The organism is Pseudomonas fluorescens (assembly GCF_902498065.1).
In the GTDB taxonomy this organism is placed as follows: Bacteria; Pseudomonadota; Gammaproteobacteria; order Pseudomonadales; family Pseudomonadaceae; genus Aquipseudomonas; species Aquipseudomonas fluorescens_BJ.
The window spans coordinates 481,763-506,281 of the sequence record NZ_CABVIR010000004.1 but is presented as its reverse complement, the minus strand read 5'-3'; the positions used below and the strand labels follow the sequence as shown (position 1 = coordinate 506,281).

Sequence of the window (24,519 nt, the reverse complement as noted above, 5' to 3'; positions counted from 1 at the left end):
TTTTCACACGGGCATCTGGCCCTCACGCAGGAGACGACACGTCATGCTGAGCTGGGACGAATTCGACAAAGAAGACAGCGGCGAGACCGTGGTAAAAGGCGCCAACGCCGGCCACGCGACTGAAGCCAACATGGACCGCCTCGACACCGCCGGTGGTGTTGCCGCTCAAGAAGCTCGCGCTGTAACCGCGTCCGACTCCGCCGCCATCGCTCGCGCCAAGGCTGCCCTGGACAACCTCGACATCGCCGAAGGCCTCGCCGAACTCGAAGGCGCCTCCGCCCGTGTCGCCGTCGACGAAAAGCGCATGATCAACTGCCGCGCCGACCTCAACCAACTCGTACCCTTCAAGTACGACTGGGCCTGGCAGAAGTATCTGGACGGTTGCGCAAACCACTGGATGCCGCAAGAAGTCAACATGACCGCCGACATCGCCCTCTGGAAAGACCCGGAAGGCCTGACCGACGACGAGCGCCGCATCGTCATGCGCAACCTCGGCTTCTTCTCCACCGCCGACTCCCTGGTTGCCAACAACCTGGTCCTGGCCGTGTACCGCCTGATCACCAACCCGGAATGCCGCCAGTACATCCTGCGCCAGGCCTTCGAAGAGGCGATCCACACCCACGCCTACCAGTACTGCATCGAATCGCTGGCCATGGATGAAGGCGAGATCTTCAACATGTACCACGAGATCCCATCGGTCGCGAAAAAAGCCACCTGGGGCCTCAAATACACCCGTTCGATCTCCGATCCGAAGTTCGAAACCGGCACCGTCGAAACCGACAAAGAACTGCTGCGCAACCTGATCGCCTACTACTGCGTTCTGGAAGGCATCTTCTTCTACTGCGGCTTCACCCAGATCCTCTCCATGGGCCGCCGCAACAAAATGACCGGCGTCGCCGAGCAGTTCCAATACATCCTGCGCGACGAATCCATGCACCTGAACTTCGGCATCGACGTGATCAACCAGATCAAAATCGAAAACCCGCACTTGTGGGATGCCGAGATGAAGGAAGAGGCTTCGCAGATGATTCTGCAGGGTACTCAGCTCGAGATCGAATATGCGCGTGACACCATGCCTCGCGGGGTACTGGGCATGAATGCGGCGATGATGGAGGATTATCTGAAGTTCATCGCTAACCGTCGTCTGTCGCAGATCGGTCTTAAAGAAGAGTATCCAGGGACGACTAACCCGTTCCCTTGGATGAGCGAGATTATGGACTTGAAGAAAGAGAAGAATTTCTTTGAGACGAGAGTTATTGAGTATCAGACTGGTGGGGCGTTGAGCTGGGATTGATTCCGCTGAACTGAGACTGCCGAAACAGACTGTGTAAAAAATCTAACAATCTGCGCGCGACGCTCAAAGAAAATGCTCCGTATCAAAAGATACGGAGCATTTTTCGTTATGGCTATATCCAAGAAGGACCCCACAGCCAAAGTCCTCCAATCAAACTCGAGAACAACAATTTCATTGCAAGCCAACAACCATTAATTACATTCAAACCAACTAAAACACTGATAAGTCTGTAAGAAGCTTGCCATCATCATTACTCCAACCGGACCAGTTAAATTTCTATATTACTTAGATCCAACTCCCTTGCAAGTATACCAAATCGCTCTTTAATATTAGAAGAATCGTTAGTACCTTGCTGTGTAAGCCGGTCATATTCTAGTAACTCAAAAGATGATTCCGCATACTCCTCTGCTGCCCGCAAACGATTTTCTTTTAGTCGCTCACGAAAATCGAAAAGCTTTCTTCGGGTAATTTTCCCAACTTCCCCCGTTCTTAAGGCAGCCCGAAAAACAAGATAATAAACTATCATATTACCTTGAGACTGAAGTAACTCATCCTTCTCCATGAAGACATCAGCCATCGCACTAACAACCTCAATAGTTGCTCCCTTCAACTCCAAAACACGATCACTACCATTACTATGATAATTTCGCGCCAGCGCATCTAAATAAACCTTTTTTGTATCTATCAGACGCCCATTCCCACGCAAACTTTCTTCCACAAGAAGCATGCGCACAGCAACTTCTCGATGCTGATATCTATTATTATTAAACTTTACCCGACTCAAAAACAAAGGTGTCGCCGCCACTTCGCGAATTGCGTTAACCATTTCACCACCGATGGCATTTCTTTTTTCAGCAGCATTCAGTGGTACAGCCTCATTTAGTCTAGAAAACATATCCTCAATCAAATCTTCATCATCTGTCCTGATACCAACAACAGGAAGAACGAAAGAATCAAATGCAATTCGGATCTTCGGAAAAGCTTTAGCTATGTCTTCGTATGTCAAATTAGCTAGATTTATTAAATTATCTCGCTGATATTCGAAATCCTCAGACAGTGCAAAGTCACCATCAATAAAACTCCAAATAGTTTGCAACCGCTGACGACCATCAACTACCGCATATGAAAAACCGGTCTCGGTTTTCTGTTCGCGGGTAAACTCATGAAAATACAACTTCGGAACATCATAATCATTAAGTATGGAATCAATAAGCAACTGCTTCTTTTCCCTCGTCCACACCCCCCCCATTCGTTGGTAGTGCGGATCCAGTTGAATCTCTTCCTTATCGGAATAGAGAAGCATGATAGTACTGTTTTTTAAAGCAAACGTTTCTATATAGCTCATTGAACACCATCCTTGATAATCGACCCAACACTAGCCAACTCAGGGAACATTTGAAAGCGCCCAAACCCAAGCAACTGTAACTGCTTAAGAATCACAGGCTTCGCTTGATGTGGGATTTTATACTTTATGATATGAGAAGTGTCTCCAACCTGCTCAATAGGAATACTCTCATGATGATGAATAGTAAAAACACCTAATTGCGCTTGTATTCTGGCATTATTTCTAGTGGCAATTGTAGCAACAGGCAAAAGCTGTATTCTTTTATTTTGCGCCAAACTATCTACAGAGTAAGTTTGTAATTCATCGTCATCAAATGAAGGAATATAGCCATCTTCATCTTTATTATTTATGTGAGCATTCTTATTTAGCTCAGAAGGCCTAAGCAACCATAAAGCCGCATCTCTTTCTGGCTCTGTCGAAAAACCTTCAACAGCGAAATACAATCCAACTAGCGGACTTTCGCTCCAATCAAGTAGCCTAGTAGGCACTCCGTAATGCTGCATTAAGAACAGCCAATCAAAGGATGCTCCAGGATGCCTTTCGATCAACATAGCAGCACTTTGCTTGAAACGTTTCAGCAGCGTTGCTTCAGAGGGAGGGTTTTTTAATCTGACGTATCCTGGCAAGAGGGACCAATCAATGTTTGATTGCCCTCGATACCACACCGCACCTGGATAACCTGCATTATCTTGATCCAAAGCCTCAAGCAGCGACTGTACGGATGTGATTTCACGCATGGTAGAACCAAACTCCCTGTAGCAGAAAAAGGATGGCCAAACCGCCACCGGCATGGCCATACGCTACTAATTTGCCACTGCTATGTCTACATCTATTCTACCGTCTCTACAAAAAAAAGAAAAAGATAGGATATAACGCTAAAAAACCAGGAAGCCTTTTCAATTAAATATCTATTTTTAACTAAACCAGCAAATAACTTAAATCAACCATAAAATGTTTTTAAGACGCAAAACCAATGCAGGCATATCTTTAAGCTCGCACTCCCATACAACCTCAACGCTCCATCCAAGTGACTGTAAATCCTTCGTCGCCCTTATATCCCGCTCAACATTTTTAGAGAACTTCTCAGTCCAAAACTCACATCTACTTTTAGGGGCATATGCGTATTTGCATCCTTCATGACGATGCCAGAAACATCCATGTACAAAAATACATAACTTTTGGCGAGAAAATACGATATCAGGAGAGCCGGGCAAGTCCTTTCTAAGGACTCGAAACCTGTAGCCCAAACGATGACAGATCGAACGGACGGCTAGTTCGGGTTTCGTATTCTTACTCCCGATACGCTGCATACATTTACGACGCTGTTCGGGAGTAAGAGTATCCATTAATGCTTTACCTAACCAAGGGCAAAAATTTCAATTTCGATTTCATCTTCAAACTCCAACACTTCTGGCGAAACCGATATATTATCGACGCGCACTCCAGGAGATACCGGATCCAACCGTTCCAACACAGAGACTGCAAACTCCTGCATCGGCTTAGAAATCTTTAGTTTAGCCCGTTTTTTATAAACATCAAAAATCCGGTAAATTCTATAATTCGACAACTCTCTCATATGGAGAAGCTCATTAATCGAAATATGTATCTTATGTCCAAACCCCCCAACTGTGGATTTAACATCGATATAATTATCATCGCCAACAACAAAGTCGAATGCTTCAATAGCATTCTCAGTGGAGGACCACTTATAAGAAGAGATAGAACCACTACTCAGCAACTCGCTTAAATAGTAGTTAACAAACTCCTCTCCTAAAGCTCCAATAGCGTCCGTAGCATCACGGGCCTTCCGAAGATCATCCTTAGATATTTTTCTTTTGGAACTCCATTTTTGGAGTTGCTCTACACCAACGATTCCACCCTGTGATGCATCCTCTAACGCACCGTCTATATCCATGACTCTTGCAGCATGTGAGTCATCAATATCAGGATGATCAACTACAGTTTCGAGCTCAGCAGAACTGAGGGCCCGCATGGAAGCGCCGTGGAGCAATGAAAAAATTCTAGCATGCAACTTTTCATCTTCAACAACATTTTCGGCCACTAAAATTAACTTTAGTTCATCAGGTATAGATTCACCACCAAATATCATTATTGCGAAATCACCCTCTCGCAGTTCATTGTAGCGCTCTGGCGACTCGATCGGATTATTTATAAATTCGCCATTCAGACGCCAGTTCTTATAAGCAGCACCTTTGACTATTTTTCTAGCTAACGAATGCTTTGGGGCGACACCCGGCCCGTATATACTTACATCAACCAGAAAGGACGTTTTCCCTTTCTGCGTTGAAATAGCAGGCAAATCAGGATAAAGTCTCTCGATAAATACATCAGCATTCAAGTTTATCGACTTCTGATTCCCCGCATTCATCTCCTTGAAATGCCAAGTAAATAGTGTGAGATCTGACTTGGTAAGTCGCTTGATCGCAATTTTACTCATATATCATCCTTGAGATTCATCATTATTTCTTTAGCCAAAGCATATGATAGAAGTGGCGGAACTGCATTACCCACTTGCTTAAAAGCCGGATTCATACTTCCAGAAAATTTAAATCCGTCGGGAAAAGATTGAAGCCTAGCGGCCTCTCTTACAGAAATTGTCCGCGCTTGTGAACTATCGTAGTGAATATGTGAATAGCCATCTTTCCCTAAGTGCGCCATCAATGTTCTAGCAGGTTGTACGGCTTCCATTTTTCGCCATTTATTTGGAAATTTTCCAGGGTCATATGGTGGAACGATGCTTTTGAAAAGCGCATCGTACTCTGCTGAGCCTTCGACTACCTCGCTCCCCAGAATCCTTTTCTTTGCAAGCGCCTCATTAAACAAACTCACTGCGTGACCATACGCCTCAGGATATTGATCTCCTGGATTCATTCTTGCAAAAATTTGATAATCTCGAGGTAACGAACGGGTTACATGACCATATACAACCCCATGACTCTCAAAACGAGGCCAGTTGCGCATCAACTTAGCGTATTCGGACAACCTAACTCCTGCCGGATACTCGGAAACCTCATTCGGACTCCGGGCTCCTTTCTTCACTTCCTGTTCTAGATGCTTAGTTATCCTAGGTAGATCATAAAGTGCTTCTTCTGCCGTCACAGCAGGCTTACATTCAGACTTTATTGCAACGGGGGGTGCGATAAAGTACTTATCTCCTCCTAGCAAGTCGGAGTTGATAGTCTTTAATGCCACTTTCCTACTATTATCATAACCCTTAGGCAAACTAATCCAATTCGTTGGCGAAGGGAATTTAACCTTCCTTTTTAACTCTTTAGAATACGCAATTAAAAACATACGCTCACGCATTTCGGGCACACCAAAATACACAGCATTAAGAAGCGTGTAACCGCAATCATATCCAAGATCGTCTAACGTTTCACAAACCTCCTCTGCGATATTATGCCCCCCGTAGTTTAGAACGTCGGGAACGTTCTCCATCAAAATAGCAACGGGCTTCAATTCGCGAACGAAATGTAAATAACGCAGATATAAATTTCCACGTGGATCTTGTTTAAATGCCTGCGGGTGTTCCGCTACTTCTCTTAATTTTGCGCGTCCCACGCGTGCGAAAGCTTGGCAAGGCGGACCGCCGACAATGACATCGATTGCCCTGTCTGCGTCCCCCTTGAAACCCATATCATTAATAAAAGACACAGGTTCAATAAGCGTAATGTCGTGAGCTCGAGCATGCTTTTCAAAGAGTTCAGGGGGAAGCTCTCTATGGAAATTCATTGCGTGTGAACGAGCGGCATGAGCGTCGAACTCAATGGCGGCAGCATTCTTGAAGCCAGCTCGGTCAAAACCGAGAGAAATCCCGCCGCAACCTGCAAAAAGGTCCAGAACCTTAGGTGTGCCACCATTTTGTATACGTGCGATTTTTTCTCGATGGATCTCTCTCATAACGATCTTGAACGGCCTGACTCAAAACGCTGGAGTATATAGAAGGTAGAAGCCGGTAGCAGCACCATTGGCTTAGCAATTGGCTGGTTGGAGCTCAGTCTGTTTGACACGGAGATCCGAGCAGTACTCAGTTAGCCATTGCTTGAGAAATTAACGGAGTGGAGAGGCCTCAAGATAAGGCTGCTATCCCTTTTCGCAGTAATACCGAGGCAAAATGCCATCGCTTGACCACCTTTTCCTAACCCAATACTCTCGTCGTTCGGCGCCTAAGAAACGCCTCAACCAGAGCGGTCCTCCGCACCCGACAGTCATGCGGCTTTTTTTCGTCTGCGGTTTCTCTACGCCTGCGAGAAAATCCCCGTTATGTCGGGAGTGGGCGAATACAAGACCCGAAAGGGGAATATGTCCGGCCCGTCTCTGGTGGGTTTCTTAGCTCCCGACACCCATAACGAATGCCCTAAGAAAGCAGCCAGAGGTAAAGGAAATGCCTGACATTCCGACCTTCACGATGAAGGTGACTTGCCGTATCCGTATGTCCAATCGCGCGCTTCCGTTTCTGGAGGTTCGCCATGTCTGAACCGCTCGTTTCAACCCTCTTCCTTCGTCACGGCACCTGTCTTCGTGCCCTACTCGTGGAGAACCAGGTGTGGTTCTGTGCTCACGACCTGGGACGATTGATGGGCAAACATCTCGACGAACGCATGTCACGCAAGCTGGATGCAGATCAGCGGCGGATGATGCTCGTGGAGGCTCAAGGTATTGCCGAAGAACGACTGATGATCAGCGAGTCCGGAGTTTATGCGTTGCTGGTTTATCACTATTGCCCGGAGTACCGACTTCTAAGGGAATGGCTGACTCACCAGGTCGTTCCGGCGCTACGTGATGCGCGCCCATCGCGTTCAGTTGAACGGCCAACGTTGAGTGTTCTGGACTGGCCTAAGATGTCGCTCTGCATGTTGCACTGGCAGGATGAACCGTGGATTCGGTTGCGGGACATGCCTTGCGTGTTGGCAGATGATCCATTCAATCAGAGCGGATCGTGGTGGCGTAAGGCGTCACGAGTGCTGCGAGGGTTCTGATTGTTCATTGCCGTATAAAAATCCGCTGCTTGAGTTTCAGGCAGCGGATTTTTTGGGTGGTGTATTTAATGACGCCTTCGCGAGCAAGCTCGCTCCAACAAAGGAATTTGCTGCAGGGTCTGCTCCCGGTGCGAGCAATTCCGTAGCGCTGTGTCCGAATTATCATCGACGTTGTCACCATTCGAATGATCGGGATGAGTCACTGCTTCGCTGTTTCAGAAGGTGAAGCGGTTGAAGATTGAGTGATTGGGCCTGGAAAACCTACGCCCACGAAGGCCCCGGGCCCTAAGTATTGCGCTGCAATCACGATAAAAAGAGAAAACGCTTAGAGTCATCCAAGACTCGTCCTACAGCCACGATTAGCCGCGTTCGTTAACGTCGCGCAGCCCCTTTTCCGGGGCTGCCTATGGATGAACGAAAGGATGATCAGTGGCTGGCAACAAGGACATTCCGCGGATTAAGAATCCGCCCTCCGGTGATGGGCATCACGTCACTCACCGTTTCATGACGGCCACCGAATTGGCCGAGCGGGACGCCAGACAAAAAGCCTACGAGGCCATGCTGGCCAGGCAGGACGCCTTCGAACGCAGCCGTCAGGTCATGGCGCAAAAGCAAAGGCCCACTCAAGCCGGGTGTGTCTTCGCCAAGTCCTGCAAGCTGCCGGACGCCATCATCGATTACTCGAATCCCTCAGGGGTGGTGCCGACCGATAGCCTGAAAGACTACGGCGACCTGATTCTGCTGGGTGCTCGCGAAGCGGATGTATCGGGCGCTGTGCCACTAAAGAAGATCAGTGGCACAGCGATTCCCGTCGGTCTGGGCTCCCTCGCCTTGGCCGGCGCGGCATTCGCCGCTGCTCCCGTGGTCGCGGCGAGCGCCGTAACAGCAACGTTGGTTGGCCTTGTTGCGCTGGTCACACAATCGAGTCTGGGCGACAGCTCGCTTTACACCGAAGACCAACTCCGTGCGCTCAAACAGGCCCGTACCCGCGTTCGCCTGCAGGTCGAGCAACAGGCTGACGGCAGTCTCAAGGGATACGGTTTCTACACCGGCAAAAATCGCGATTGGGAAATGGTTGATGTCGTGCAGTTCACATTGCGCGGCAGCCAGCAGGTGGCTGACCTGGGTGACGGTGTTGAGCTGATCTGGACCCCAGCGGTGGATGGTTCCGACATCTTGGGCATTCCGGCGCTGGAAGCCGCCCCGCAAGCGCCGCATATCTGGGTTTACCCGCCGACGAAAGCGGCTGACAGCATCATCGTGAACCCGGTGTATCCGCCGGAGTACAAGGATTTCATTCTGGTGTTTCCGGCGGACTCGGGGGTAAGGCCGGTTTATATTGTGGTGAGTGCTAGGGGCAAAGGCACAGCCGAAGCGGGTCACACCTATCACCCTGCCCCCGAAACCGAAGACATCACTGCATTTCCTGGATTGAGAAGAACAAAAAAGAAAACCCCATACGCGGGAGGACTTCGGGATCGCTGGACTGATGAGAAGGGTAGAACAATTTACGAGTGGGATTTTTTACATGGTGAACTTGAAGCCTATCGCTCAAGTGATGGCAGCCACCTAGGTTCCTTCGACTTTGAGACTGGCGAACAGCTGGACCCACCGAAGAAAAAACGAAGCATCAAAAAATATTTATGAGGACGTTATGGGTCTGAAAATCAGGCTGGAATGGTATGACAAACAAACAGAGATGGGCGAAGGGGAGGAATTGTCGAAAGACTTTGGCGATGATGGCTCAGTTATCGAAGCGCTGGGCATGCCCATTGAAAACAATGTGAACAATGGTGGTTTCAACGTATCTCCCGATTGGGTCAGCACTCTTCAGCCCCATTTCCACCATGCCATTCAGTTGCTCTCCTATGACTACCAAGTTGCGTTTGTCTATCGAGACAAGTGGCAATCAAAGTGATAGAGGACTGAACATTCAACACAAAAAACCGACCCGTCTCCTGATCGGTTTTTTGTTTGCTCGCTTTCTTCGCTTAGTGCGAAAAGCGACTCGTTAGCTCCTGCTTGTCGGATCCAGGACTGCGACCTGTCCAGCGGTGTTCTTGAGTTTTTCGCGAGTAGGCTCCCCACAGGTTTGGTGTGTTGCCGCAGATTTTGCGCTGTGTTGAAAACATTCAGTGCAACCCGCCCCGCCTCCCGCTATTAATACCCTTCCCCACTCAAGGACCCGAGCCCGCCATGAAATTCGATCTCGCCTACTGCCTCAGCCTCGACGACAAGCTGTCGATCTATGACGTGCGCGATTTGAATTTTGACGAGACGATGGAGTTCGATTCCGCCAAGGAACACTTCCAATGTCCCAATGACGCCTGCCGCTTGGCCTTCGATGCAGCAAATGTGCTGACGACGTTCAACGCCAAAAACGTCAATTACGTTCGCACCCCGCACTTCAAGAACACGCCCGGTACGCGGCATGTGGCGGATTGTCCTTATGTCAGTCTCAAGGCGCCGGCATCAGGTGTAGACGCGGATGGTGCGGAAACGGATGACAGTCGCGAGGAGCATTTTCCGTCGGAGTTGTTGCTGACTCGGCGTCAGTATGTGCGTAAGCCGTCGAATCCTTCGGTGGCGGCAGATGTGATGCGAGCGGACCCGCAACCGCCGACAAAGGCCAGTGACGTCGAGCACCCAAGCCACGAGTCAGCACCGGACAAAACCAGTGTTTTCGCTCACCCGGTGGAGTGCTTCGTGTCGAACTTCGAGGACAAGGACCTGCTCAAGCGTATGCCGCTGAAGATTGGCGAGCACACGGCGCCTTATGGGTCGTTCTTCAAGAAGATCGAGTACCTGACGGACAACAAGGGGCTGATTTACTGGGGCAAGATCAAAGAGATCAAGGATTACACGCAGAGCTTTCGCATCGATTTCGAGCAGAAGGTCTGGTTCAAGCAGGCGGATGAGGCGAAGAAGAAGCCGTATTCGGTCAACGTTTACCTGAGCAAGAAGTTGATCGAGAACTACCGCAAGCGCAAAGCGTTTCTCGAAGAGATCAAGCACGCCATCGACAGTGAAGCGGAGTTGTATTGCTTCTTTTTTGGCGTGACGCCGGAGTTGAAGCAGGTGCCGAGCAAGAAAAACCCCGAGCAGACGTTCGGGGTGTTCAGTGCGAATATCGAGAACCTGGATCACTTCATTATTCGGGAAGCGCCGGGGTTAGAGGCGAAGTGACGGTGTTCAATTCAGGCACATGCTGATCATCACCAACACCAGCAAACCGATGTAAACCCGCGCATGGATTCGATCCGGCATCCGCCCGATCCACGGCGTGGCCAGTCGAATCCCCAGCAACGATCCCATCGTCAAAACCGCAAACGCCAGCAGATCCACATAACCGACAAACCACGCGCCCAGATCAAACTCGGTGAACCCCGCCATCGCCATGTAGGTCAGCGTCCCAGCCAACGCCACGGGCAGGCTTAGCGGATTGGCCATGGACGTTGCCTGACTCATGCTCAACCCGCATCGACGTAACAACGGCACGGTCATGACGCTGCCACCCACGCCGAGGAATGTGGCGATAGCGCCGATTCCTACGCCGCCGCCCGACACTTCCGCCCTCCCCAATCGACGTGGGATTCCGTTATCGGTGTGCGTAAGAAATCCGCGTCTGAACAGACAATCCACAATGGTCACGCCCAGGTAAGCAATAAAGGCATAGCGAATCACCTCGCCACTGACCCACATTGCGGCCACTGCGCCGATCACCGCACCCAACCCTATAAACCCACCCAACGGCCACAGGTAATGGCGAATCAGATTACCGGCTCGGTGGTGTTTTCCGGTGGCGACCAGGGCGTTGACGATCATCACGCAGGTCGAGGTGGCGACGGCGATGTGCATTACCGATTGGCCGATGGGGTCGTCGGCACCGTGGCTGGCCATGAGCATGCGGTACAGCAACGGCACCACGACAAACCCGCCGCCGAAGCCGAACAGCACGGCGGTGATGCCGGTCATGCAGCCGAAGAGTGTCAGCAAGAGATAGAACATTGCGCGTCGTCCATGGGTTGAGAGCGGTCGACGATAGAGCGATGCGGCTTGGCCTGCTTCAGCAAGTCAGCCAATATTGTTTGCGTTTACGCCAACTGCTGGAAGCCGCTTGATGCGCAATGTTTCGATTAATGGGCTGGATGACACGCCACGCTCGGTGGTGGCGATCGGTACGGATTATTCCTACGGTCAGGTGTTGCCGCTTCATACACACAGACGGGCGCAGTTGTTGTACGGCGCGACCGGGGTGATGCAGGTCAGCACGCATGACGGCAATTGGGTGGTGCCGCCGCAGCGGGCGGTGTGGATTCCGCCGGGGGTGGCGCATGAGGTGTTGATGCTGGGGGTGAGTACGCGGAGTTTGTACATCGAACCAGGGGCGGTTGATCTGGGGAGTCGTTGTCAGGTGATCAGCGTTTCGCCGTTGATGCGGCACTTGCTGATGGAGGCGGTGGAGATTCCGTTGGCGTATGCCGAGGCCGGGCGCGATGGGGCGTTGATCGATTTGCTGCTGCATGAACTGGCGCGCAGTGCTCACTTGCCGTTGCACATTCCGCTGCCTGTCGATGCGCGGTTGCTCGCGTTGTGCCAGGGCTTTTTGCAGCGCCCCGATGCCCATCAGTCGCCGCAGCAATGGGCGGATCAGTTGCACATCAGTTTGCGCACGTTCAATCGCCTGTTTCGCCAGCAGACCGACCTGAGTTTCAGCCAGTGGCGGCAGCGCGCCTGCGTGGTGCTGGCGCTCGCAAGATTGGCGGTGGGTGAGCCGGTGACGCGGATTGCGCTGGATTTTGGCTATGACAGCCCGGCGGCGTTCTCGACGATGTTTCGCCGCGTGTTGGGTCAGGCGCCGTCCGTCTGGTTGGAGGGGTCGAAATAAAAATGAGTTTGATCCGGAGGCAAAACAACTGTACAAAAACACAGTATATTTTGGATCAGCACTCTTGAGCCCGGAGAACACCATGGCCTCTTATGCGATGAAAATCACCCTGGAACGTATCGCCCTCTTCCAATTCACCCCCGCTCACTGCGCCCAAGCCCGGGCGATGTTGGGTTGGAGTGTTGATGAGTTGTCGCGGGAGTCTGGCGTTTCGGTCGACGCGATCGAGCGATTTGAGGCCAGGCGTGATGTGGCGGATGCTGATCGACTGGCGTTGGCTTATCGGTTTGAGTCGGAGGGGTTGGTGTTCTTCCCGGGGTTTGCGCCGGGGCGGGGGATGAATATGAAAGGGTCGGCAGCGGAACCGATGGGGCGGGCTGATTTTGCGATGGTTGAGTGAAAGAAATCATCGATTGGCGATTATTCCCATATAGGTATATTTCACGTAAGTCTGAAGGCGGCATTCCGACCTATGGCCGCGCAGGCGTGTGTCGCTTTTCGTAGGAGCCAAGCTTGCTGGCGAAGACGATCTTAAGGACGCCTTCGCCGGCAAGCCTGGCTCCTACAGATCCGGACGCAAGACCACGCAAAAGGATCAGATCATGATTGAAATCGAAGAAAGCAGCGGCAACGTCTACGAAGACCTCTCGACGCCCAACGCCAATGAAATGCGCGTCAAATCCCAGCTGGCCGCAAAAATTGGCGAGATCATAAAGGCTCGCCATTTGACTCAGGTTCAAGCGTCTGAAATTTTGGGTCTGTCCCAACCCAAGCTCTCTGAAATGTTGCGCGGGAAGTTTCGCGGCATTAGTGAAGCAAAGATGATGGAATGCTTATCCCTGCTTGGGCGAGACGTGCAGATCGTGGTCAAGTCAGCCCCTCGATCGAGAAAAGAGGGGCGAATTGAGGTGGTTTTCACCTGAAGTAAAAATCCCAGTGTTTGCGTTAGAAGCCTTTACGGCTTGAACGCAGGGATCGGCCTTGCGTTGGAAGCTTGCTCATACCCATAAGCAATAGCCAGCAGATGCGCCTCGCTCCAGCGAGCCCCAAAGAAGAACACCGAGGTCGGCACTCCGAAATCGTCCGCCCCGGAAGGCACCATGATGCCGGGATAACCAGCCAACGCAGTGACGTTCAACCCTGGGGAGCCCACGTCCCACACTACGGCATCCAGCTGATGCTCAAGCATCACGTTGTCGATGACAGCCGCATTTTCGCTTTGAATTTTTTGCCACAACTCGTTGTACGCGTTCTCGTCAAAATCAACGTTGTTGGCCGCGTTCAACGTGGCTTGCCCAAAACCCTCGGCGCCGGGAGCGTGCTCGTTGTGTTGCAGGAGATCCTTCAGGTTTTGGATTGCAAGACCGCTTCGTTTAGCGAGGTATCGGGGAAGATCACGCTTGATACCCATCCGGAATCCGTTTTCCACCTCATCCGGCGTCAGGGATTGAGGATCATCGAACACTACCGGAATCAATGTCGCCCCTGCGGCCTGCATGACTTCCAGAGCACGGGAAAACTGAGGGTCGCTTTGTGCGGCCTCGGCGCTGGTATCAAACTTGACGGGATACCCGATGCGCCGTCCGACCAGTGAGTTCGGAATCAGCAAAGCCGTATAGTCCACGCCGTTGATGGCGTGAGGTGTTTTGATCGGTTCGGCGTCGTCGCTGCCGGTCATGGCGTTCAAGAGCAGTGCCGCCTCACGAACGGTGCGCGCCATGGGCCCGGGCGTATCGACTTTTTGACTCACCGGGACGATGCCGCTGCGACTGAGCAAGCCCACGGTCGGTTTGAGGCCGACCACACCGTTGACGGACGCCGGGGCGATAATCGAGCCGACGGTTTCCGTTCCGACCGCCAGCGGCGCAAAACCTGCGGCAACCGCCGCGCCGGAGCCTGAGCTTGAGCCATAGGGCGATTCACTCAACACGTGTGGATTTTTGGTTTTCCCACCTCGGCTGCTCCACCCATCGGGGATGGCAGGATCGCGGAAGTTGGCCCACTCACTGAGGTTGGTTTTTCCGAGAATCACCGCCCCTGCTGTTCTGAGCCGTTGCACGATGAAAGCATCCTGGGCGGCCGGTTGCCCGACCATGGCCAACGACCCGGCGCTGGTCTGCATCTGATCGGACGTATCGATATTGTCTTTGAGCAAGACGGGAATGCCATGCAGAGGACCTCGTACGTGCCCTCGTTGCCGCTCTTGATCGAGCACTTTGGCAATGGCCAATGCATCAGGGTTGAGTTCGATGATCGCGTTGATTGCCGGTCCCTGTTTATCCAGCGCCTCGATCCGCTGCAGCAGATACTGCACGAGCGCGACAGCACTCAGCTGTTTGCGTTTCATTCTTTGGCTGAGTACATCGACACTTGAATATTCCAGCCCCCACTGGGGTTTCAGCCGTTGCGTAGCGTCGTTTCGCGTTACATCCATGTGATAAAGATCCTCGTGATGACTGATAGCGAGTGAATAAGCTCACTCGCTTTTCAAGCCTACAGACGCCGCTGGAATTGTCCGTCATCTCCTGGCGCTGGATCACGTATGAATATTCGCTCCAATCTGTAGCTCAGCCCAGACTCTCCTGATACACCTGCTGCTCGACCTCGGTCCACCAAACACTCCCCCGCTGCGGATACATCACGTTAAACGCCTCACCCATCTGCGGCGTGGTAATCGAAACACTGCGCTCCCAGGCCAACGCCAGAATCCGGTCAAACGGTTCATACCAGGCATGCATCGACAGGTCGAAGGTGCCGTTGTGAATCGGCAGTAACCAGCGGCCTTTCAGGTCGATGTGCGCTTGCAGGGTTTGCTCGGGCTGCATGTGCACATGCGGCCATTCGACGTTGTAGGCGCCGGTTTCCATCAAGGTCAGGTCGAACGGGCCGTGCTGTTCGCCGATGCGTTTGAAGCCGTCGAAGTAGCCGCTGTCGCCGCTGAAGAAGATCCGTGTGTGGGCGTCGATCATCACCCACGAGGCCCACAGCGTGCTGTTGCCATCGAACAGACCGCGGCCGGAAAAGTGTTGCGACGGGGTGGCGATGAATTGGATGCCGTCGACTTCGGTGCCCTGCCACCAGTCGAGTTGACGCACTTTGCTGGCGTCGATGCCCCACTTGATCAGGGTGTCGCCGACGCCCAGCGGGGTGAGGAAGTAGTTGGCTTTGTCCGCCAGTTTGAGCACGGCCTGATAATCGAGGTGGTCGTAGTGATCGTGGGACAGGATCACCGCTTCAATCGGTGGTAATTCTTCGAGGCTGATGGGCGGCTGGTGGAAACGCTTCGGGCCGGCCCATTGCACCGGCGAAGCGCGCTCGGCGAAGACCGGGTCGGTGATCCAGAACTTGTCTCGCAGTTTGAGCAATACGGTGGAATGGCCAAGGCGATAGACGCTGTGATTGGGCGCGGCAATCAACGCATCGTGGGTCAGGCGTTGCACCGGAACGGCCGCAGTCGGGCGGGTGTTGCGCGGTTTGTGGAAGATCATGTTCCACATGATGCGCACCATTTTGCGAAAGCCTTCTCGCTGCACGGGCGCATGGTTTTTGAAGGCCCGGTCTACCTGACGGGAAGCTTCAGGTTCGCAGGTGTCAGTTGAATTGGCCATGTGAATGACTCCAGGAAACCGTACGGTTCGCGGTTTCTGTTTTGGGACGATTAATGGCCAAGGCACGCACGCATCAGCCGGACTCTCGAATTTTGACTGCGCAGGATTAACGAAACATTACACTGCACAGTGTAGTTTCTAGGTTGCATCAAACCCGATCGCAAGTAAACTGCTGAGTGTAAATTCTTAACTTCTTCTGCCGAAGCGAACTTATGACAGCTCCACAGCGCCTGACCGACCGAAAACGCGAAGCGATCATCCAAGCGGCGATTGCCGAATTCCGTGCCCACGGTTTCGACATCACCAGCATGGACAAGATTGCCGCCACCGCTGGCGTGTCCAAGCGCACGGTGTACAACCACTTCCCCAGCAAGGAAGAGTTGTTCGCCGAAATCCTCAATCAGTTATGGGCGCGGGTGACTGCCGAACAGGAAACAACCTATCGCCCTGATCTACCGCTTCGGGACCAGATGCGCTTGATGCTGATGGCGAAATTGCAGATGTTGGCCGACAACAACTTTCTCGACCTGGCACGTGTTGCGATTGCCGCCACCATCCATTCCCCGGAGCGCGCGCAGAACATGGTCGCGCGAATGAGCGAGCGTGAAGAAGGTTTGACCGTGTGGATTCGCGCCGCTCGGGCCGATGGACGATTGAAGCCGGTCGACCCGGAGTTTGCCGCGCAACAGGTTCAGGGGATGCTCAAATCCTTTGCCTTCTGGCCGCAGATTTCCATGGGGCTGCCGGGCCTGTCGCCTGAGATGCAGAACACCGTCGTGGACTCTGCGCTGGACATGTTCCTCGCGTGCTACCAGCTCTAAATCAAGCGTTCCCTGCGCTCTGCAACCGTTAAATGGCTTCGAAGGACACTGATTATTCCTGCTGGAATAAATGACAATGTCCGCCGTTTTACCGATGAACGGTAGCTTTGAATAAAACACGGCAATGTGTTTCAGAATGAATCTGGTGCAGGACATTATGGAAAACCAACGCGGCAAGGGCTTGTCATTTGCCAGACGCATTTACTTACCCCGAATCATTGGCTTGGGCATCGGCTGCATCAGCGTGGCCGCCGCACTCTATCCGTTGAGCCTGCCGATCTGGGTCTGGGTACTGCTGCTATTCAATGGTTATGTCTGGCCGCACCTGGCCTATCAACTGTCGACCCGCTCGACTTTTCCCTACAAGGCAGAACGCCACAACCTACTCTTCGATTCGCTGTGTGGCGGTTTCTGGGTGGCGACCTTTCAGTTCAACCCACTCACCACCGTGACCATCCTTGCGATGATGGCCATGAATAATGTCGCGGCCGGCGGTCAGCGCCTGTTCATTCAGGGCTCCCTTGCTCAAGTGGCAGGAGGGACGATTTCGGTGCTGCTGTTTGGCGCCGCCTTTACCCCTTATTCCACGCAGATGCAGGTGTGGGCGTGTCTGCCGATGCTCACGCTCTACCCATTGGCCGTGGGCATGGTCTGTTACCGGCTTGCGATCAAACTGTCCAAACACAAACGCGCCTTGAGCGCCCTGAGCCGCACTGACAGTCTGACCGGCCTGCTCAACCACGGTGCCTGGAAAGACTTGCTGCAACTGCAATTCCAGCGCTGTCGCGCACATCAACAACCCGCCGCGATTGCCTTGATTGACATCGATCACTTCAAATCCATCAACGACACCTACGGGCACATCGTTGGTGACTCGGTGCTGCGCAAGTTGAGCGCCGAACTCAAACGCAACCTTCGCGAGTGCGATCTGGCCGGGCGCTATGGTGGTGATGAATTCTGCGTGATCCTGCCCGGCATGCCGTTGCATCAGGCGCGGGATGTCATGGAACGCTTGCGTGAAGTCCTGCACAACTACCGGCATCAGGAAATACCCGAGCTGCGGATCAGCCTGAGCATCGGCCTGGCGGCTTATCATCAGTCCTTCATCGATGCCATCGCCTGGCTCGATGACGCGGACAAAGCCCTCTACACGGCCAAAAATACCGGCCGCAATAAAATCTGTTTAGCCGCCCGCGATACCGAGCGCAGGACCGCTGTCGCGCAGGCGATTTAGTCAAAGCTGCGCGGCTTGCCGGACGGTGGCGCTATAGTGGACCTCAGTCCCCGCGCCCTGCAGAGAGCATCATGACCACCGAAAGAAAAGCCACCGCGCCCGTCGATCACTTGCGTTTCCACCGCCCTCACGCTCACCTGGCGCCGACCTTCGGCACTGACAAGTTTGCCCTGCGCGCCGAAGCCTTTGCGCGATTCTTCGGCACGCCAGTGTTTCTCGGCGCGCAGACGCTGATCGTCGCGCTGTGGATTTTTCTCAACGTGTCCGGCATGACCCACTTCGATGCCTACCCCTTCATCCTGCTCAACCTGGCGTTCAGCCTGCAAGCGGCGTACGCCGCACCCTTGATTTTGCTGGCCCAGACCCGGCAGGCAGCACGGGACAAAGCCCAGTCCGATGCGGACGCGCAGCACCGCGAAGCGCTGGCCGTGGCCAACAGTGAACGTCAGGCGCAGGCGGCGCAGAACACCGCGCAATTGCTCGAATTGCTCGAGCAAAACACCCGCCTCACCGAGATGACCAAAACCCTGACTGAACGCATCGAAAACCTGACCTCGGAAATGCACCTGCACATTGTGCGCAAAGATCCGCCGAGCCACTGATCAGCGAACAGTTACCTTGTCTGTGGGTACTTGAAGCAGTGCGACTGCACGCTGCTGCCAGCGTTTTTTATAGCTGGGTGTCGCCGTCTCGTTATTGCCGTCCAGCACGACATGGATGACACCCTTTTGACAAATCGTGAACACTCGTTGAACGCCGACCGCTCTTCCACCGTCTTCGATAATGGCCTGCGCCAGTTCTGCTTGCGTGTCGCTGCCCAGAAATTTCCCGCCACAGGTGAAAGGCTGTGCCATGACCGGCCACGCGCCTGCGCAAAAGCACAATACCAGTAGCTTCCCTGCTGTTTTTTTCATGGTTATCCCTCTCCATCGCTTAAAGATTCAGTCGAATGACTGAAGTCAAACTAGAGGTTGGCGGGGATATTAACAATCAGAAAAGTCGACACCTGCCCTAGGTTAAAAGCACTCAACGCTGAAGGCTTTTTCCGGGGAGGATGGGCCTCTATAGTGGGCTCCAGGAATCAACAAGCGTCGAGAGCACTCATGGAAAACACCGTCATCCGCATCGCCCTGATCGGCGACTACGACCCGCAAGTCACCGCCCACCAGGCGATTCCCGTCGCCCTCGGCATGGCAGCCGAACACGCAGGCCTGGACGTACAGTTCCAGTGGTTGGCCACCGATCGCATCGACAACGACACACCGCTGGCAGACTTCGATGGCTTCTGGTGTGTACCGGCCAGTCCCTACCGTAATGAGACCGGTGCGTTGCGAGCGATCCGCTTTGCCCGCGAACAACAGCGACCTTTCCTCGGCACGTGTGGCGGTTTTCAGCACGCCGTACTCGAATACGCCCGCAACGTTCTGGGGTGGAAAGATGCCAAGCACGGCGAGACAGCACCCGATGCGACGCGAGCGCTGCTCACGCCACTGACCTGTTCGTTGGTGGAAGCCGTCGACAGCATTCATCTGGTTGAAGGTTCGTTGATCGCCAAGGCGTACGAAAACTCGGAAATCCGTGAAGGCTATCGCTGCCGTTATGGTGTGAATCCCGAGTTTGAACGGGCGTTGCTGAGCCAACAGCTGTGCGCCGTAGGACATGATTCATCGGGGGATTTGCGAGCAGTGGAATTACGCGGGCATCCGTTCTTCGTTGCCACGCTGTTTCAACCTGAACGTGCTGCGCTCAAAGGTCTGTTGCCGCCGCTGGTCAGTGCGTTGATCGAAGCGTGCGTGAGGCAGAAATCATGATGGCCCAGACGCCGGAACCGCCTTACTACGCGGTGATTTTTACTTCGCTGCGCACCGACGGCGATCAAGGTTACGCCGAGGCCGCCGAACGCATGGTTGAACTGGCGCGTGAGCAGCCGGGGTTTCTGGGCGTGGAATCGGCGCGAGGTGAGGACGGGCTCGGGATTACCGTTTCCTACTGGGCCAGTGAGGCGGCGATTCTGGCGTGGAAACATCATCCCGAGCACAGCGCGATTCGTGAGCGTGGGCGCTCGACCTGGTATGCGGCGTGCAATACGCGGGTGTGTAAGGTTGAGCGGGCTTATGAGTTCAAACAGTAAGTGGTGTGGTGTTTTGAGGCCGTCATCGCGGGCAAGCCCGCTCCCACATGGGTTTATGTGTGCGACGCGAAACCCTGTGGGAGCTGGCTTGCCAGCGATGAGGCCAGCACAAACACCGAAAAATTCAACTCTGCACAAGACTGCGCACCGCCGAAATCTCCGGCACTTCCCGCCGATTCATATACACCCGCAACGGCTCGGTGATGTTGATCCGGTCATCGATGTTCTGATCCAGCAACAACTGAATCAGCTCGCGCTTCAGCGTCATGGCCTGCTCCGGCCCCGGCGCCCAGACGAATTCACTGGCAGGAATAATGCCGTCATCCGCCACGTCCATGCCGAAGGAATCTTCGCTGAAACGCACGATGTACTGACCGGTCTTGCGATTGAGGCCGACGAAGCCTTTGAGCTGTTCGGCGGCCTGGCAGATGAGCTGAGAAGTGATGCGCATATAAACCTCACAAATGTGATCGATGGTTTACACGCAGGGCATGAACGGCTTTTCCCTCTGCCGGGGAAACTGCCGGGGCCAAGAGTACTGCAAAGAACCGCACAAATGTGCTGAAAAAATACTCTTTAAACACGTTTATGTCGGTCTCGCGATAGCGCTAGCGGCGCTCAGTTGTTAAAAGAGACGTCTTTAAAAACTCTCTGCGAAAGGATCTCGACCATGCCCGTTACTTTCACCAAGAGCGCCCTGCTGCTGAGCGTGCTGCTCGGCCTCGGTCAGGCGCAGGCCGCCAGCGAGCCAAGCCCGACCTCATTGGCAACCCGTTCGGGCATCCCGCATCCGGCGGTAATCGCTCACCGTGGTGCGTCTTTCGATGCACCGGAATCCACCGCCGCCGCTTACAAACTGGCGCGCGATCTGGGCGCCGACTACCTCGAACTGGACCTTCAACGCAGCAAGGACGGCGTGCTGTTTGCGCTGCACGACAACAACCTGCAACGCACCACCGACGTCGCCAGCAAATTCCCCGAGCGCAAGGACAGTCCGGCCAACGCGTTCACCATCGCCGAGCTGAAAACCCTCGATGCCGGCAGCTGGTTCAACACGGCTTACCCGGATCGCGCGCGCCCTTCCTACGTGGGCCTGAAAATCCTGACCCTCGACGAAATCATCGACATCGCCCAAGGCAATCCACTGCACAAACCCGGCCTGTACATCGAAACCAAAGAACCCAAGCAATTCCCGGGCATCGAAAGCGACCTCAAGGAAAAACTTCAGGACCGCGGCTGGTTGAGCCCGGCCGGTTCGAAACTGGCGAAAAGCGAGCTCGCCGTCGGCCAGGGCAAAGGTAAAGTGGTGCTGCAAACCTTCGAGAAGAGCAGCCTCGAACTGCTGGAAAAAGAAATGCCGAAGGTGCCGAAGATCCTGCTGCTGTGGGTCGGCGAAGGCAGCATCGAGCCTAAGTCCAAGGTGACGTTCGCCGAGTCTGGCGACAAGGACAAAGCCACGTATTACGCCAAGCAGGAACCGAAGGACAAAGCCGAGTTCCAGCAATGGGTCGAGTACGCCAAGGCTCAGGGCGCGATCGGCACCGGGCCTTCTGCGGCACTGACCAAGGGGGGTGATCAGAGCTATTCGGATCTGGTGAAACCGTGGATGAACCAGTACACCCACGACCAGGGTTTGTTGGTGCACGTCTACACCGTAGATGATGCGGTGGATTACCAGAAAGTCATGGACGCCGGGGTCGACGGCATCTTCACCAACCGCGCCAGCGAATTGTTGAAGTTCTACAAACGTCCGGCGGCGGGTACCGTTGCGCAGTTGCTGACGAACAACGGGTATTGATCCAGGACCGAGGCGCCCGTATCGCTAGCAGGCTAGCTCCCACAAGGGATCGTTGGCATACACAAAATGTGTGGCCAACCGAGATCAACTGTGGGAGCAGCTAGCGAATGCTTCTAACCGTGACCAGGGAATTAAGCCTGAATTAAGTTGCCACAGTTAATCTGGACTCACTTAAACGGCTCACCCAAGGAAAGAACCTCATGAAGACTTTGACTGCCCTGTTCACCGCTGCCGCCCTGACCCTCACCGCTGGCCTGGCCCAGGCAGCTGATGTCCCCGTCGATCAGATCCCACAGTTGGTCAAAGATAAAAAGATCAAGCCGCTGGAAGAACTGAACCAGATCGTCCTGAAGTTGCACCCGGGTGCCACGATCACCGACAGCGACCTGGACCAACACCCTTCTCTCTATGAGTATGAAGTTGAACTCAAAGACGCCAAAGGCGTTGAATGGGACGTGGACTTGAACGCCGCTACCGGCGAAGTCCTGAAGAACAAACAAGACGACTGATACACACAAAACAAAGCCGCACGATTTTCGGATCGTGCGGCTTTTTTGCGTTCCGGTGACGCCTTACGCGCTCAGGCGCGCCGTCACTTCATTCAACTGTCCTGACAACCCATGCAGGTTGTGGCTGGCCGCTTCGGTGCGCTGCACGTTGTCCAGGTTGGTGCTGGCGATGCTGGTGATCTCAGTGAGGTTGCGCGAGATGTCCTCGGCCACAGAGGTCTGTTCTTCGGCGGCGGTGGCGATCTGGCGGTTCATGTCGCGAATGGATTCCACGGCATGGGTGATGCGCTCCAGCATGGCACCGGCCTCGGTCACTTGCTGCACGCTTTCTTCGCTGCGCGACTGACCGCTTTCAATGGCCTGGGCCGCGTCCACCGCACCGGTTTGCACGGTCTGGATGATCTGGTTGATCTCGATGATCGACGCCGCCGTGCGCTGGGCCAGGCTACGGACTTCATCGGCCACCACCGCGAAACCACGCCCCGCTTCACCGGCGCGGGCTGCTTCAATGGCGGCGTTGAGTGCCAGCAGATTGGTCTGTTCGGCGATGCCGCGAATCACTTCCAGCACTTTGCCTATTCGGCCGCTGTCAGTCTCCAACTGTCGGATGACGGTCGCGGTGTTGGCGATTTCGCCGCGCATCTGGGTGATCGTGTAAATGGTGCCCTGCATGACCTTTTCGCCTTGCTGGGCGGACTGGTCGGCATCGTCGGCGGCACGCGCGGCATCGGCGGCGTGGCGCGCGACTTCTTGCGCGGTGGCGGACATTTCGTTCATCGCCGTGGCCACCTGGTCGGTGCGGTTGAATTGCTCGTTGGTGCCGCTGGCCATGAGGCCGGCGATCGCTTTCAACTCACTGCTGGCGCCGTCCAGATCCTTGGCACTGACCTGCAAACGATTGAAGGTTTCAGCGAGAAAATCGCGTAGCGTATTGGCCGCTACCGCCAATTTACCCAGCTCATCCTGGCGGGTACTGGCCACACGTTCGGCAAACCTGCCCCGGCTAAGTTGCGCCACGTAGTCGATCAGTTTGCGAATCGGCTCGACCAGGTTGCGGTTGACCAGCCACAGGCTCAACAGCCCGATCAACAAGCCCGAAGCGAGCATCACGATGATGCCCAGCCACACGGTGCGATCGGCGCTGGCACTGATCAGCTTCGATTGCTCGACGCCCTGCTTGCGCAATTCGCTGACCAGTTCACTCATCTGATCGCTGGTCGCCCGGTCCACGCCCTTCACGGCAGTGTCGCCGGCCGTTGGATCGGCACCGGCTGCCACGTAGGCATCGCGGCCCTTCTGGTACGCAGCGCCTAACAAGCGGTGTTCGTCACGCAGGCGTTCGATGCGGGTTTTCAGTTGCGGCTCGATGCCCTTCTGCCCGGCCAGGTCGCCGAGGATGCCCTGCACGTCGCGCTGACGGTCTTCGAATTGCTTCCAGTATTTGTCCAGGTCCGCCGGTTGCTTGCCACGCAGCAGAACGTTTTTCCATTCCTGAACCTGCACCTTGAATTGCAGGTTGGCTTCATCGATCAATTGTGAGGTATGCAGCGGGCCGTCGATCAGGTTTGCGTAGCTCTGAACGCCGCTGGACAGAAAGTGAAAGCAGGCCAACGCGATCAACAACATCGCAAACAGGCTGCCGCTCAACAGGGCGAGAATTTGCGCTCTCAGGGACTTTTGCAAAGACATCAGAAGTTACTCGTGACAGGAATAAGGTACGCCATGGTGTGTGGCGTGAAAATCGTCCGGACATCCCTGTCTTCAGCGTCGAACGTGCGCTTGCTGGCTCCCAAGGGAGATCGGCGTGTCAGTGCCGTTCTTGAGCGCTTCCGACCACCGGTAAAAAGCACTTGGCCAGCTCCGCGAAGCTGTCACAAAACTGTCAAGACGC

The 24,519-nt window shown here is 54.1% G+C and carries 26 protein-coding genes; 15 read left to right on the top strand and 11 right to left on the bottom strand.

What is annotated here, in order from left to right; genetic code table 11:
• Positions 1-43: 43 nt before the first annotated feature.
• The gene (locus F8N43_RS18300) at positions 44-1,294 is read left to right on the top strand and encodes a ribonucleotide-diphosphate reductase subunit beta (protein WP_008034875.1); all 1,251 of its coding nucleotides are present in this window, start codon (positions 44-46) and stop codon (positions 1,292-1,294) included.
• A gap of 268 nt (positions 1,295-1,562) precedes the next feature.
• Here the strand turns inward: F8N43_RS18300 and F8N43_RS18295 are convergent, their stop codons facing one another.
• The 5 genes from F8N43_RS18295 to F8N43_RS18275 form a co-directional block, all read right to left on the bottom strand.
• Positions 1,563-2,639: a DUF262 domain-containing protein gene (locus F8N43_RS18295; protein ID WP_150654128.1), complete on the bottom strand. Its 1,077-nt coding sequence runs from the start codon at positions 2,637-2,639 to the stop codon at positions 1,563-1,565.
• Positions 2,636-3,376: an FRG domain-containing protein gene (locus F8N43_RS18290; RefSeq protein WP_150654127.1), complete on the bottom strand. Its 741-nt coding sequence runs from the start codon at positions 3,374-3,376 to the stop codon at positions 2,636-2,638. The genes F8N43_RS18295 and F8N43_RS18290 overlap by 4 nt, the downstream gene beginning before the upstream one ends.
• A gap of 198 nt (positions 3,377-3,574) precedes the next feature.
• A complete protein-coding gene (locus F8N43_RS18285) occupies positions 3,575-3,985 on the bottom strand; it encodes a very short patch repair endonuclease (RefSeq protein WP_150654126.1) in 411 nt (136 codons plus the stop codon).
• An 11-nt stretch (positions 3,986-3,996) separates the two neighbouring features.
• Entirely contained in the window at positions 3,997-5,097 is a 1,101-nt protein-coding gene (locus tag F8N43_RS18280; protein ID WP_150654125.1) for a DUF3883 domain-containing protein, read from the bottom strand.
• The gene (locus F8N43_RS18275) at positions 5,094-6,560 is read right to left on the bottom strand and encodes a DNA cytosine methyltransferase (protein WP_150654124.1); all 1,467 of its coding nucleotides are present in this window, start codon (positions 6,558-6,560) and stop codon (positions 5,094-5,096) included. Before F8N43_RS18275 ends, F8N43_RS18280 begins: the two co-directional genes overlap by 4 nt.
• A 569-nt stretch (positions 6,561-7,129) precedes the next feature.
• Here F8N43_RS18275 and F8N43_RS18270 point away from each other — a divergent pair.
• From F8N43_RS18270 to F8N43_RS18250, 4 genes are all read left to right on the top strand, one after another.
• A complete protein-coding gene (locus tag F8N43_RS18270) occupies positions 7,130-7,639 on the top strand; it encodes a Bro-N domain-containing protein (protein ID WP_150654123.1) in 510 nt (169 codons plus the stop codon).
• 429 nt (positions 7,640-8,068) lie between these two features.
• Positions 8,069-9,286, top strand: coding sequence for an S-type pyocin domain-containing protein (locus F8N43_RS18260; RefSeq protein ID WP_150654122.1), 1,218 nt, complete (start codon positions 8,069-8,071; stop codon positions 9,284-9,286).
• Between the two features lie 7 nt (positions 9,287-9,293).
• A complete protein-coding gene (locus tag F8N43_RS18255; protein WP_150654121.1) occupies positions 9,294-9,557 on the top strand; it encodes a colicin E3-like toxin immunity protein in 264 nt (87 codons plus the stop codon).
• A 278-nt stretch (positions 9,558-9,835) separates the two neighbouring features.
• Positions 9,836-10,825, top strand: a complete 990-nt coding sequence (locus F8N43_RS18250) for a hypothetical protein (RefSeq protein WP_150654120.1) — start codon at positions 9,836-9,838, stop codon at positions 10,823-10,825.
• Positions 10,826-10,831: 6 nt separating this feature from the next.
• Here the strand turns inward: F8N43_RS18250 and F8N43_RS18245 are convergent, their stop codons facing one another.
• Entirely contained in the window at positions 10,832-11,647 is an 816-nt protein-coding gene (locus F8N43_RS18245; RefSeq protein WP_150654119.1) for a sulfite exporter TauE/SafE family protein, read from the bottom strand.
• Between the two features lie 112 nt (positions 11,648-11,759).
• On the opposite strand from F8N43_RS18245, the gene F8N43_RS18240 reads away from it, so the two are divergent.
• The 3 genes from F8N43_RS18240 to F8N43_RS18230 all read left to right on the top strand — a co-directional run bounded on the left by F8N43_RS18240 (position 11,760) and on the right by F8N43_RS18230 (position 13,450).
• Positions 11,760-12,527 (top strand): AraC family transcriptional regulator, encoded by a 768-nt coding sequence (locus F8N43_RS18240; protein ID WP_150633930.1) that lies wholly within the window; start codon positions 11,760-11,762, stop codon positions 12,525-12,527.
• A gap of 82 nt (positions 12,528-12,609) precedes the next feature.
• Positions 12,610-12,927 (top strand): helix-turn-helix domain-containing protein, encoded by a 318-nt coding sequence (locus tag F8N43_RS18235; RefSeq protein WP_150654118.1) that lies wholly within the window; start codon positions 12,610-12,612, stop codon positions 12,925-12,927.
• A 202-nt stretch (positions 12,928-13,129) separates the two neighbouring features.
• The gene (locus tag F8N43_RS18230; protein ID WP_150654117.1) at positions 13,130-13,450 is read left to right on the top strand and encodes a helix-turn-helix domain-containing protein; all 321 of its coding nucleotides are present in this window, start codon (positions 13,130-13,132) and stop codon (positions 13,448-13,450) included.
• Positions 13,451-13,482: 32 nt separating this feature from the next.
• On the opposite strand, the gene F8N43_RS18225 is transcribed toward F8N43_RS18230, so the two are convergent.
• The gene (locus F8N43_RS18225) at positions 13,483-14,961 is read right to left on the bottom strand and encodes an amidase family protein (RefSeq protein ID WP_224787836.1); all 1,479 of its coding nucleotides are present in this window, start codon (positions 14,959-14,961) and stop codon (positions 13,483-13,485) included.
• A gap of 133 nt (positions 14,962-15,094) precedes the next feature.
• The gene (locus tag F8N43_RS18220) at positions 15,095-16,135 is read right to left on the bottom strand and encodes an MBL fold metallo-hydrolase (protein ID WP_150654116.1); all 1,041 of its coding nucleotides are present in this window, start codon (positions 16,133-16,135) and stop codon (positions 15,095-15,097) included.
• 212 nt (positions 16,136-16,347) lie between these two features.
• Between F8N43_RS18220 and F8N43_RS18215 the strand changes: the two genes are divergently transcribed.
• The 3 genes from F8N43_RS18215 (at position 16,348) to F8N43_RS18205 (ending at position 18,792) form a co-directional block, all read left to right on the top strand.
• Positions 16,348-16,956, top strand: a complete 609-nt coding sequence (locus F8N43_RS18215; RefSeq protein WP_150633927.1) for a TetR/AcrR family transcriptional regulator — start codon at positions 16,348-16,350, stop codon at positions 16,954-16,956.
• Positions 16,957-17,113: 157 nt separating this feature from the next.
• The gene (locus tag F8N43_RS18210; protein ID WP_150654132.1) at positions 17,114-18,190 is read left to right on the top strand and encodes a diguanylate cyclase; all 1,077 of its coding nucleotides are present in this window, start codon (positions 17,114-17,116) and stop codon (positions 18,188-18,190) included.
• A gap of 71 nt (positions 18,191-18,261) precedes the next feature.
• Entirely contained in the window at positions 18,262-18,792 is a 531-nt protein-coding gene (locus F8N43_RS18205) for a DUF1003 domain-containing protein (protein ID WP_150654115.1), read from the top strand.
• On the opposite strand, the gene F8N43_RS18200 is transcribed toward F8N43_RS18205, so the two are convergent.
• A complete protein-coding gene (locus F8N43_RS18200; protein WP_150633925.1) occupies positions 18,793-19,104 on the bottom strand; it encodes a hypothetical protein in 312 nt (103 codons plus the stop codon).
• A gap of 189 nt (positions 19,105-19,293) precedes the next feature.
• On the opposite strand from F8N43_RS18200, the gene F8N43_RS18195 reads away from it, so the two are divergent.
• Positions 19,294-20,001, top strand: coding sequence for a CTP synthase (locus F8N43_RS18195; protein ID WP_150654114.1), 708 nt, complete (start codon positions 19,294-19,296; stop codon positions 19,999-20,001).
• Positions 19,998-20,321 (top strand): antibiotic biosynthesis monooxygenase family protein, encoded by a 324-nt coding sequence (locus F8N43_RS18190; RefSeq protein ID WP_150639852.1) that lies wholly within the window; start codon positions 19,998-20,000, stop codon positions 20,319-20,321. The genes F8N43_RS18195 and F8N43_RS18190 overlap by 4 nt, the downstream gene beginning before the upstream one ends.
• Positions 20,322-20,445: 124 nt before the next feature.
• On the opposite strand, the gene F8N43_RS18185 is transcribed toward F8N43_RS18190, so the two are convergent.
• On the bottom strand, positions 20,446-20,772 hold the full coding sequence (locus F8N43_RS18185; RefSeq protein WP_150633922.1) for a DUF2025 family protein: 327 nt from the start codon (positions 20,770-20,772) through the stop codon (positions 20,446-20,448).
• A 219-nt stretch (positions 20,773-20,991) separates the two neighbouring features.
• Between F8N43_RS18185 and F8N43_RS18180 the strand changes: the two genes are divergently transcribed.
• Together F8N43_RS18180 and F8N43_RS18175 are read left to right on the top strand one after the other, a co-directional pair.
• The gene (locus tag F8N43_RS18180) at positions 20,992-22,119 is read left to right on the top strand and encodes a glycerophosphodiester phosphodiesterase (protein WP_150639851.1); all 1,128 of its coding nucleotides are present in this window, start codon (positions 20,992-20,994) and stop codon (positions 22,117-22,119) included.
• A 200-nt stretch (positions 22,120-22,319) separates the two neighbouring features.
• On the top strand, positions 22,320-22,628 hold the full coding sequence (locus tag F8N43_RS18175; RefSeq protein ID WP_150633920.1) for a PepSY domain-containing protein: 309 nt from the start codon (positions 22,320-22,322) through the stop codon (positions 22,626-22,628).
• A gap of 63 nt (positions 22,629-22,691) precedes the next feature.
• On the opposite strand, the gene F8N43_RS18170 is transcribed toward F8N43_RS18175, so the two are convergent.
• Entirely contained in the window at positions 22,692-24,317 is a 1,626-nt protein-coding gene (locus tag F8N43_RS18170) for a methyl-accepting chemotaxis protein (protein ID WP_150639850.1), read from the bottom strand.
• Between the last annotated feature and the right edge of the window lie 202 nt (positions 24,318-24,519).